Raw genomic sequence first — 10,172 nt, 5'->3', positions numbered from 1 at the left:
CCGCCTCAAGTCAAGGCAACAGGTTCCGCTTGACGGGCCGTTCCACCTCAGCTAGGGGCTCGCCGCGACCTCGCTGTCCCCGCCGGGGGCGCGCACCACGGCGAGTAGGCCGGTGCCCTGGCCCTCCTCGGGCGGGACCGCACGCACGTCGTCGGGGACCCGCGCGTCGGAACGGGTGCGCGCCGGGCCGGCAACGCGGGCGGCGCCGCCGCCCAGGCGCACCGCCAGGGCGGGCACGTGGGCGCTCACCCATCCCCACACGCGGTTGAGGACCGGCTCGCCGACCCGGCGGGCCAGGTTCAGCGCGAAGGGCTCGCCTTCCAGGCGCCACACCGTCGCGGGCTGCCCGGTGGCCGTGGTCAGGAGCTGGTGCAGGCCGGCGGGGTCCACGCAGCCGATGTGCGGCGCGTAGCCCGACCAGCCGCCGAGGTAGCGGGTCTCGTCGGGGGTGGACACGACCAGCAGCCCGCCGGGGGCCACCCGCGCGTAGAGGGCCTCGACGAACGCGAGGTGCTCGGTGGCGTGGATGTGCTCCACGACCTCCATCGCGGTGACCAGCCGGAACGCGCCCGATGCCACGTCGTCGAGGTCGGAGTACACCGCGGTGCCGGGGAAGGCCTCGGCGGCGACGGCGAGCAACCGGGGGTCGTGGTCGGCGAGGTGGAGCTCGGCTCCGAGGGTGTCGGCCATCCACGCGGCGAGCGCACCGACCCCGCTGCCCACGTCCAGGACCGGGCCGTCGACCTCCCCGGCCCGGTCCAGGCCCGTGGCGCGGGCCAGGCCCGCGGTGCGGACCAGCTCGGCGGCCGCGAGGTAGTGCGCCACGTGGCGCACCACCGAGCGGTGGCTGCCGTGCATGCCCACGTCGCCGCCCTCGGCGTTGACGTAGGCGGCGCCCCGGGCCCGGGCCGCCCGGTCCAGGAAGGGGTACGCGCCGCGCACAGCGACGTCGAGGCCCCGCAGCGGCGGGCGCAGGGCGGAGTGTGGGGTTGCGGTCACGCTGGGGCAGACTACTCGCCGGCGGGCCATTAGGCTCGGCGCAGCCGGCACGGCCTCCAGGGAGCTCGATCATCACTGTCGACGGACAGGGCGCAGGCGGCCCAATCGGCCCGGACCACGACCTGGTGCCGGACCGGGCTCGCTTGGCCGGGTACAAGGAGCTGCTGGTCGGCAATCGCAACTACCGGTTGTGGTTCATCTCGGGTCTGGGCTCCAGCTTCGGGGACTGGATCGGCCTGTTCGCCTTGCAGGTGCTGGTCGTGAGCCTCGCCCCCGCCGGGTCGCGCCTGGCCTTGTTCGGCCTGGGCGGGGTCATGATGGCCCGGCTGCTGCCGAGCGCCATCTTCGGCCCCATCGCCGGGGTGGTGGCCGACCGCTACGACCGCAGGCGGCTGATGTTCGTGGCCGACATCGTGCGGGGGGCGCTGTTCGTGGTGGTGGCGTTCTCGCGCGACCTCGTCACCCTGCTGGTCCTGACCTTCGTGATCGAGTGCCTGTCCCTGCTGTTCATCGCCGCCAAGGACGCGTCGCTGCCCCAGATCGTCGAGCGCCGGCACCTGACGCAGGCCAACCAGATGAACCTGTTCGTCACCTACGGCCCGCTGCCGCTGGGGGCGCTGACCGCCACGGTGCTGGTGAGCATCGCGGGGTTCCTGGCCGGCCTGGGGCTGCCCGACGTCGGGGCGACCACGTTCTCGCTGCTGGTCAACGCCGCCACCTTCTTCATCGCCGGCCTGGTGATCCTCGGCCTGCGCCTGCCGCCCAAGGTCCGCCGGGCGACCGACGCCGACGGGCAGGCGCCCGGGGTCTGGGAAGAGCTCCGAGCCGGCCTGCGGTTCATCCGCGACCTGCCGCTCATCCGCGCCCTGATCACCGGCGTGGTGGGCGTGGCCTTCGGCGCGGGCGTGGTGGTGGCCCTCGGGCCCGAGTTCGTCCGCTCCGACCTGGGGCTGCCCGAGGCCGACTGGTTCACCCTGGTCGCGTTCGTCGGGACGGGCCTGCTGCTCGGCATCCTGCTGGTGCCCGTCATCACCAACCACGTCCGCAAGGAGCGGCTCTTCCCGCCCTGCCTGACGGGGGCGGCGGCGGCCGGGGTCGTCATCGCGACGCTGCCGAGCCTGCAGCTCGCCTCGATGGTCGGTTTCCTGCTCGGGGGACTGGTCGGCATCAGCTTCGTCAGCGGCTACACGCTGCTGCACGAGCAGACCACCGACGACATGCGGGCCCGCACCTTCGCGGCCTTCTACACGAGCACCCGGGTGGCCATGTTCGCGGCCCTCGGGCTCGGGCCGATGCTCGCCGGGTTGATCGGGCGGTTCTCCATCGGGGCGGGCGGCAGGTTCGCCACCATGTCGGGGGTGCGGCTCACGATGCTGGCGGGGGGCATCGCCGCCCTGCTGTCGGCCATCTCTGCCTGGCGGGCGATGGACCGGGCGGTGCGCCAGCGGGACAGCGCGGGCGACCGGGCCGGCGGTGCCGGCGGTGCCGGCGGTGCCGGCCGGACGCTGCGTCTGCCCCTGCCGCGCGCCGAGCCCACGCCCGGGGTGTTCGTCGCGCTGGAGGGCGGGGAGGGGGCCGGCAAGTCGACCCAGATGGGCCTGCTGGCGGCCACGCTGCGAGCCGAGGGCCACGACGTGTTGGCGACCCGGGAACCCGGTGGACCGCCGGTCTCCGAACGGGTCCGCGAGATCCTGCTGGACCCGGCCAGCGGGGCGATGGAGGCCCGGACCGAGACGCTGCTGTACGCCGCCGCACGCGCCGAGCACGTCGAGGCGGTCATCCGCCCGGCGTTGTCGGCGGGCACGGTCGTGATCTGCGACCGCTTCCTCGACTCGTCGGTGGCCTACCAGGGTTTCGCCCGGGGGCTCGGCGAGGACGCCGTCTACGAGATCAACCGGTGGGCCGTCGGCGGCATCGAGCCCGACGTCGTCGTGCTGCTCGACCTCGACGTCGAGGAAGGGCTGCGGCGCGCGGTCCCGGGGTCGGGGCACGACGGTGGGGACCGCATCGAGCGCGAGGACAGCGCGTTCCACGAGCGCGTGGCGGACGGGTTCCGCTCGCTCGCCGACCGTGACGACGGCCGGGTCGTGGTGGTCGACGGGCGTGGTGAGCCCGAGGTGGTGGCCGAGCGGGTGCGGGCGGCGCTCACCGCCTGGCTGCCCCTGCCCGTCGACGGGGACGGCCCCGTGCCGGCCGACGGGGACGGCCCCGTGCCCACCGACGGGGACGGCCCCGTGCCGGCCGAGCGCATCGAGGAAGAGGGGAACCGGCGATGACCGACCTGTGGGCGGAGGCCGGGCAGTCCCACGCCGCGGAGAGCCTGCGCGCGGCGGTCGCCCGCGGTCAGGTCCCGCATGCGTGGGCGTTCACCGGGCCGGGGGGCGTGGGCCAGGAGGAGGCCGCCCGCGCCCTGGCCGCGGCCCTGAACTGCCCGCGCACCGCCCAGGGGCGCCCGTGCGGCACCTGTGACGTGTGCCGGCGGTGCGCGCGGGGCGCCTATCCGGCGCTGTGGGAGTTCCACCGGGTCGGCCGCGAGCACCGGGTCGATGACGTGCGCGAGGCGTGGCTGCACGCCGCGTCGCGCTCGCCCGTGGAGGGCACCTGGAAGGTGCTGCGCATCGCCGACGCCGACCACATGAACGACACGGCCGCGAACGCGTTCCTGAAGGTCCTGGAGGAGCCGCCTGAGCGCACCGTCTGGGTGCTCGACGTCACCGACCCCGACGAGCTGCCCGACACCATCCTGTCGCGCTGCCGGGCGGTGCGGTTCGTCCCGTGGCGGCCCGACGAGCTCGACCGCCAGGCCCGGCGCCTGGGGCTCGACGAGGCGGCCGACCGCGCGCTGGTCGTGCGGGCGTCGCTCGGCCTGCCCGCGCGCCTGCGCCGGCTGTGCGCCGAGGGGGGCCTCGACGACCTGCGGGCCCACCGGGCGGTGGTGGCCGGCCTGCGCGAGGAGGGACCCGGCCACGCCCTGGTCGCCGCCCGCGCCTGGGAGGAGGAGGCGAAGCGACGCACCGCCGCCATCAAGGTGCACGACCAGTCGACGCGCGCCGAGCTCGCCGACCTGTACGGGGTCGAGGTGCCGCGTGCGGTGACCCGCCAGCTCGACGAGCGACAGAAGCGCGAGGAGCGCGAGGCACGCACCGCCGTGGCCCAGGACGCCCTGGACGACCTCCTGTCGTGGTTGCGCGACATGCTGCTCGTCGCGGCGGGGGGCGACCCGGGCGACGCGCTGCACGTCGATGCCCCCGACGCGCTGCGCGCCGACGCGCGGGCGCTCGGCCCCGCGGCCCTGTTGCGCGCGTGCGACCGCGTGGTCGCCACGCGCGAGGAGGTGGAGCTCAACGTGCAGCAGGGCCTGGCCCTCGAGGCGCTGTTCCTCGACCTGTCGGCGCTGGTGCTGGAGCCGACCGCCGGCTAGCCCCCCCTGCCCATCGGGCCCTCGCACGGCGCGCCGGGGCGGCTACGCTGTTGCAAGGTGTTCGCAACTGACAGGAGGTCGCGGTGGTGGCCGGCACGCCGGCAATCCGGCTCGACGGGGTGACCGCCGGGTACGCCGGCGACATCGTGCTGCGCGACCTGTCGTTCACGGTCGCACCGGGCGAGCTCCTGGGGGCGGTCGGTCCGAGCGGCTCGGGCAAGACCACGCTGCTGCGCCTGCTCACGGGCCAGGCCGAGGCCTACGCCGGGGCGGTCTCCGTCTTCGGGCAGCCGGTCCGCCGAGGGCGACCCACCCGCCGGATCGGGTACGTGCCCCAGCTCGACACGATCGACTGGGACTTCCCGCTCACCGTCGAGCAGGTGGCGCTGCTCGGCCTCACCGCCGACAGCCGGCGCATCCCGTGGTTCAGCCGTGCCGAGCGCCGCACCGTGGCGGCGACGCTGGAGCGCCTCGGGCTGGCCGGCCTGGCCAAACGGCACATCTGCGAGCTGTCCGGCGGCCAGCAGCAGCGCATGTTCCTGGCCCGGGCGATGGCGCGCCAGGCGGACCTGATCCTGCTCGACGAGCCGACCAGCGGGGTCGACATGGTCACCCGCCACGACGTGCTGCACCTGCTCGGCGACCTGAACGCCGACGGGGTGACGATCCTGCTCACCACCCACGACCTGAACTGGGTGGCCGCCCACCTGCCGCGCGTGCTGTGCCTGAACGGCGCGATCGTCGGGGACGGCCACCCCATCGAGGTGTTCACCCCCGACGTGCTGCGCGCCACCTACGGCGCCGAGGTCCGCGTGATCCACCAGGGTGACCTCGTGTTCGTCGCCGACCAGACCCACGTGCTCGGCACCACGCCGCCGGGACCGGCCGGGCGGCCCGCGGGGACCGCCGCCGCGCAGCGGCGCGGGCGCCGGTGAGCTGGCTCGCCGAACCCCTGACCTACGCCTTCTTCGTCCGGGCGCTGGCGGCGGGCATGCTGGTCGGCGCGATGTGTGGGGCGCTCGGCGTGTTCGTCGTGCTGCGGCGCATGAGCTACATCGGCCACGGCCTCGCGCACAGCGTGCTCGGGGGTGTGGCGATCGGCGCGGCGCTCGGCTACCACCACTACGTCGGGGCGGTCGTGGCCACCCTGGTCGCGGCCCTGCTGATCGACCGGGTGGCCCGCCAGCGTGGTCTGCACGCCGACGCGGCCATCGGGATCGTCACCACGGCGATGTTCGCGGCGGGGATCGCCGTCGTGTCCATGGTGCCGGGCGCGGTTGGCAGCACCGAAGCCCTGCTGTTCGGCAGCATCCTCGCGATCTCCACCGCCGACCTGGCCGTGGCCGGCGGGATGGCCGTGGTGTTCGCCCTGGCCCTGTTCGCCCTGTACAAGCCGCTGGTGTTCGTCACCTTCGACGCGGACGTCGCCGGCGTGCAGGGGGTGCGCGCCGGCGTCATGGAGGTGGTCGTCAACCTGCTGACCGCCGGGGTCATCATCGCCTCGGTGCGGGTGCTCGGGGTGCTGCTCGTCGCGGCGGCGGTCGTCATCCCGGCGGCGCTGGCGCGGGTCGTGACCCGATCGTTCGCGGCGATGGTCGGCCTGGCGACCGTGGTGGGCGTGACCTCCGCGGCCGTGGGGCTGTACGCCTCGTTCCACGCCGGTGTGCCGAGCGGCCCGGCGATCGTGCTCGTCGGCGCGACCCTGTTCACCGTCGTGGCGCTCGGTGCCGCGGCCCGGGGGCGCCTGACCGGCGCCCGCGCCCGCCGCGACGCGGCGAGCTCCGTCGCGGCCGTCACGGTCGGCGAGCCGCCGGCTGGCTAGGTGGCAGCAGGACCGCGGCTGACGCTCGCCCCGACGGCCTCCGCCCACCGCCGGCTGGGTGCGGGGTCTGGCGCACCGCTGCGGCGCGCAGGACCACACACCTGCCAGCAATCTTGCGAGCGCACTGGTCCCAGAGGGGTCGGCTACCGGCCGAAGCGGCGCAGCCGCAGGGAGTTGGTGACGACGCTCACGCTGGAGAACGCCATGGCGGCGCCGGCGATGACCGGGTTCAGCACGCCGGCGGCGGCCAGGGGGATGGCGGCGACGTTGTAGCCGAAGGCCCACCCGAGGTTCTGCAGGATGGTCCGGTAGGTGCGCCGCGACAGCTCGATGGCGGTGACGACCCCGGACAGGTCGCCGCGCAGCAGGGTGAGGTCGCTGGACTCGATGGCGACGTCGGTGCCGGTGCCGATCGCGATGCCGAGGTCGGCCTGCACCAGCGCGGGCGCGTCGTTGACGCCGTCGCCGACCATGGCGACGACCTCGCCGCGGGCCTGCAGGCGCTCCACCTCGGACTTCTTGTCGGCGGGCAGCACCTCGGCGAGCACCTGGTCGGCGGGCCCGAAGCCGGCCGCGGCGGCCATGGCGTCGGCGGTGCGGGCGTTGTCGCCGGTGATCATCGCCACCGACAGGCCCATGTCGTGCAGGCGCCCGACGACCGCGGGGGCGGAGGGCGACAGGGTGTCGGCGACGGCGAGCACGCCGCGGGCCTCGCCGTCCCAGCCGGCGAACACCGCGGTCTTGCCGTCGGCCTCCAGCTGCTCGGCGGCGCTGTCGAGGGCCTCGGCCAGGGCGAGACCCGCCTCGGCGAGCAGCTTGCGCCGCCCGACCCACACGGTGGCGCCCTCGACGTCGGCGCGCACGCCGTGGCCGGCCAGCGCCTCGAAGCGCTCGGCGCCCGGCAGGGCGCCGACGCGCGCGCGCGCCCCGGCCGCGAGCGCCTGGCCGATGGGGTGCTCGCTGTCGGCCTCGACCGCGCCGGCCCGGCGCAGCAGCGCCCCCTCGTCGGTGTCGCCACCGGCGACCACGTCGGTCAGGGCCATCGCGCCGGTGGTCAGGGTCCCGGTCTTGTCGAACACCACGGTGGTGATCCGCCGGGTGCGCTCGAGCACCTCGACGCTCCTGATGAGGATGCCGAGGTCCGCGCCGCGGCCGACACCGACCATGATGGCGGTGGGCGTGGCCAGGCCGAGGGCGCACGGGCAGGCGATGATCAGCACCGCGACACCCGCGACCAGGCCGCGCAGCGGGTCGCCGCCGAGCACCGCCCAGCCCGCGGCGGCGAGCAGCGCCACGCCGATCACCACCGGCACGAACACCGCTGAGATGCGGTCGGCCAGGCGCTCCATCGGCGCCTTGCCGCTCTGCGCCTCCTGCACCAGCCGCACGATCTGGGCCAGCGCGGTGTCGGACCCGACGGCGGTGGCGGCCACGGTGAGCACCCCCGAGGTGTTCACGGTCGCGCCGGCGACGCGGTCGCCGACGGTCTTCTCCACGGGGACGGACTCGCCGGTGAGCATCGACTCGTCGACGGCTGAGCTGCCCTCGACGACGTCGCCGTCGGTGGGGACCTTCTCCCCGGGGCGCACGCGCAGGCGGTCGCCGACGGCCACCTCCGCGACGGGCACGAGCACCTCCTCGTCGTCGCGGATCACCCGGGCCTGCTTCGCGCCGAGCTCCAGCAGCGCCCGGATCGCCTGGCCGGCGCGGCCCTTCGCCCGGGCCTCGAAGTACCGGCCGAGGACCAGGAAGGCGATCACCATCGCCGCGACCTCGAAGTACAGGAACCCCCCGGTGGCGAGGCCGACGAGCGAGTAGCCGTAGGCGGCCAGGGTGCCGATCCCGATCAGGGTGTCCATGTTCGCGGTCAGCCGGCGGGCCCGGCGGGCCATCTCCGCGAGGAACGGCCAGCCGACGACGAACTGCACGGGGGTGGCCAGGGCGAGCTGCGTCCAGCGCGTCCACTCGGCCTCCATGAACCGCATCGGGGCCAGGCCCAGGTCGGGGCCCATGGCGAGCCACAGCACCACCAGGCTCGGTGGCCACGCGAGCACGACCCGCCAGAACCAGGACCGCCGTGCACGCTCCTCGGGGTCGCCCCCGGGCTCGGCGTCCTCGTCGACGGGGTGCAGGCCGTAGCCGATGCGCTCGACGGCGGCGGTCAGCCCGTCGATGCCCGAGGCCTCGGGGGCGACCTCGACGCGGGCCTTGCCCGTGGCGTAGTTGACCTCGGCGTTGGCCACGCCCTCCTGGCGGCCGAGCACCCGCTGGACGCGTGCGGCGCACGACCCGCAGGTCATGCCCTCGACGTCGAAGTCGAGGGTGCGGGTGTCGGCGTCCGTCAGGGAGCGCTCGGCCATGGTGGTCACGCCCGCGCTAGGCGGGCACCTCGAAGCCCTGCTCGACGATGGTGGTCACGATGTCTGTTCGGGTGACCAGCTCTGGGTCGTAGGTGACGGCCACGGTCGCCGCGGGGATGTCCACGGTGGCGGTCTGCACCCCGGGCATCGGCTGGAGGGCGCCCTCGATAGACTCCTTGCAGTGGCCGCAGTGGATCTCGGGCACGCTGATGACGTCCTGGGTCACGGTCGGTCTCCTTCGGTGGGGGTGGGTCGCAGGACCCGCTTGTCGTACTTCAGGGCCTCCATCAGCTCGTCGACGATCTCCTCGGTGCGTCCCGCGCGGATGGCGTCGGCGACGCACGTCTCGAGGTGGTTGCGGAACACCTCGCGGCTGGTGGCCTCGAGGATGCCCTGGACCGCGGCGAGCTGCTTCATGACGTCGGGGCAGTAGGCGTCGGCCTCGACCATGCGCACCACCCCGTCGAGGTGGCCCCGGGCGGTCTTCAGCCGGTTGAGCGCGGCCTGCTGGTGGAGGGGCATGACCCCACTCTAGCCCCACCCCAGGGGGGGTGCACTACGTGGCTGCGTCGGGACGTCGGAGCAGTGCCGGGGTCCGCAGTCGGGCATCATACGAACGGTGGATCCGGTGATGCTGTCCGTCGTGTCCGCGGGCTCCGTGCAGGCCCGCTGGGCCATGGCCCGCTACTTCGAGGAGCTGGCGGCGCGGTTGCCCGGCGGTTTCGATCCGGGCGCTGGGCTGGACGAGGCGCCGACGCAGTACGACCCGCCCAACGGCGCGTTCGTCCTTGCGCGTGCGGGCGGCGAGACCGTCGGCTGCGGCGCCGTCGCGTTCCTGGACGACCAGACGGCGGAGGTCAAGCGCATGTGGGTCGCGGCGGGGATCCGGGGGCGCGGTGTGGGCACGCGCCTCCTGGCGCGCCTGGAGGACGAGGCCCGGCTCGGCGGTCGGTCCCGGGTCGTCCTCGACACCAACGCGACGCTGACGGAAGCCGTCGCCATGTACGAGTCGTCCGGGTACGTGGCCACCGCGCGCTACAACGACAACCCCTACGCCGAACGGTGGTTCACGAAGAACCTGTGAGACGGCCACCAGGGCCGACCCGGCGACCCGTGGTTACGCGGTTGCGCGAGCCTGCCCGGTCGCACGCCTCGGCACGGGAGGCTACCCTTCCCCTCGCGCCGGGATAGCTCAGTCGGCAGAGCGATTCACTCGTAATGAATAGGTCCGGGGTTCGATTCCCCGTCCCGGCTCCAGCCCCTCAGACCAGCGGCTTTGTCCTCTCGGACGGCTGCTGGTGGCGGCACAGCGCTTCAGTTCATGGGCCTCCAGCGGTCGCGGTCACGTAGGGAGTTGCACCCGGGCGGCCGGAATGTGACACCGGCCCGCTCGGAGCGTTCTGTGCGGGGTGCGCCACGACGGAGGCGTGGAAGAGGACGTGCGCCTCTTCGTCGCTGTGCTCCCCGTTCGACGGCACAGTGTGTACGTGGCCGGTTGGATGCCGGCCGGGTGTCGTTCGTGGGTTCGCCCCACCGGATGCGGCTGCGTCAGCGGCCGTGTGGGCTGGTG

The 10,172-nt window shown here is 74.5% G+C and carries 9 protein-coding genes and 1 tRNA gene; 6 read left to right on the top strand and 4 right to left on the bottom strand.

The window, feature by feature from the left end:
* Positions 1-51: 51 nt before the first annotated feature.
* Entirely contained in the window at positions 52-999 is a 948-nt protein-coding gene (locus WD250_04135) for a methyltransferase domain-containing protein (protein MEX2619388.1), read from the bottom strand.
* Positions 1,000-1,142: 143 nt separating this feature from the next.
* On the opposite strand from WD250_04135, the gene tmk reads away from it, so the two are divergent.
* From tmk to WD250_04115, 4 genes are all read left to right on the top strand, one after another.
* Entirely contained in the window at positions 1,143-3,275 is a 2,133-nt protein-coding gene (gene tmk / locus WD250_04130) for a dTMP kinase (protein MEX2619387.1), read from the top strand.
* A complete protein-coding gene (locus WD250_04125) occupies positions 3,272-4,420 on the top strand; it encodes a hypothetical protein (GenBank protein MEX2619386.1) in 1,149 nt (382 codons plus the stop codon). Before tmk ends, WD250_04125 begins: the two co-directional genes overlap by 4 nt.
* Positions 4,421-4,503: 83 nt before the next feature.
* Complete coding sequence (locus WD250_04120) at positions 4,504-5,355, top strand: metal ABC transporter ATP-binding protein (protein ID MEX2619385.1); 852 nt, start codon at positions 4,504-4,506, stop codon at positions 5,353-5,355.
* Entirely contained in the window at positions 5,352-6,242 is an 891-nt protein-coding gene (locus WD250_04115) for a metal ABC transporter permease (protein ID MEX2619384.1), read from the top strand. The genes WD250_04120 and WD250_04115 overlap by 4 nt, the downstream gene beginning before the upstream one ends.
* Before the next feature lie 143 nt (positions 6,243-6,385).
* On the opposite strand, the gene WD250_04110 is transcribed toward WD250_04115, so the two are convergent.
* Genes WD250_04110 through WD250_04100 form a run of 3 tightly spaced genes read right to left on the bottom strand, consistent with a single transcriptional unit; the run spans position 6,386 to position 9,124 of the window.
* On the bottom strand, positions 6,386-8,602 hold the full coding sequence (locus tag WD250_04110) for a heavy metal translocating P-type ATPase (protein ID MEX2619383.1): 2,217 nt from the start codon (positions 8,600-8,602) through the stop codon (positions 6,386-6,388).
* A 16-nt stretch (positions 8,603-8,618) separates the two neighbouring features.
* A complete protein-coding gene (locus tag WD250_04105) occupies positions 8,619-8,828 on the bottom strand; it encodes a heavy-metal-associated domain-containing protein (protein ID MEX2619382.1) in 210 nt (69 codons plus the stop codon).
* Positions 8,825-9,124 (bottom strand): metal-sensitive transcriptional regulator, encoded by a 300-nt coding sequence (locus WD250_04100; protein ID MEX2619381.1) that lies wholly within the window; start codon positions 9,122-9,124, stop codon positions 8,825-8,827. The genes WD250_04105 and WD250_04100 overlap by 4 nt, the downstream gene beginning before the upstream one ends.
* A gap of 109 nt (positions 9,125-9,233) precedes the next feature.
* On the opposite strand from WD250_04100, the gene WD250_04095 reads away from it, so the two are divergent.
* Together WD250_04095 and WD250_04090 are read left to right on the top strand one after the other, a co-directional pair.
* On the top strand, positions 9,234-9,686 hold the full coding sequence (locus tag WD250_04095) for a GNAT family N-acetyltransferase (GenBank protein ID MEX2619380.1): 453 nt from the start codon (positions 9,234-9,236) through the stop codon (positions 9,684-9,686).
* Positions 9,687-9,783: 97 nt separating this feature from the next.
* A tRNA-Thr gene (locus tag WD250_04090) sits at positions 9,784-9,859 on the top strand.
* Positions 9,860-10,172: the final 313 nt, after the last annotated feature.

It is taken from the genome of Egibacteraceae bacterium (genome assembly GCA_040905805.1).
Classification (GTDB): domain Bacteria; phylum Actinomycetota; class Nitriliruptoria; order Euzebyales; family Egibacteraceae; genus DATLGH01.
The sequence above is the reverse complement of the archived record's forward strand: the minus strand, read 5'-3'. Positions and strand labels throughout refer to the sequence as shown.

Excerpts from the sequence above, each read along its gene's own strand:
- WD250_04110 (MEX2619383.1), bottom strand. The coding sequence starts at position 8,602 with ATGGCCGAGCGCTCCCTGACGGACGCCGACACCCGCACCCTCGACTTC.
- WD250_04100 (MEX2619381.1), bottom strand. The coding sequence starts at position 9,124 with ATGCCCCTCCACCAGCAGGCCGCGCTCAACCGGCTGAAGACCGCCCGG.
- WD250_04095 (MEX2619380.1), top strand. The coding sequence starts at position 9,234 with ATGCTGTCCGTCGTGTCCGCGGGCTCCGTGCAGGCCCGCTGGGCCATG.
- WD250_04125 (MEX2619386.1), top strand. The coding sequence starts at position 3,272 with ATGACCGACCTGTGGGCGGAGGCCGGGCAGTCCCACGCCGCGGAGAGC.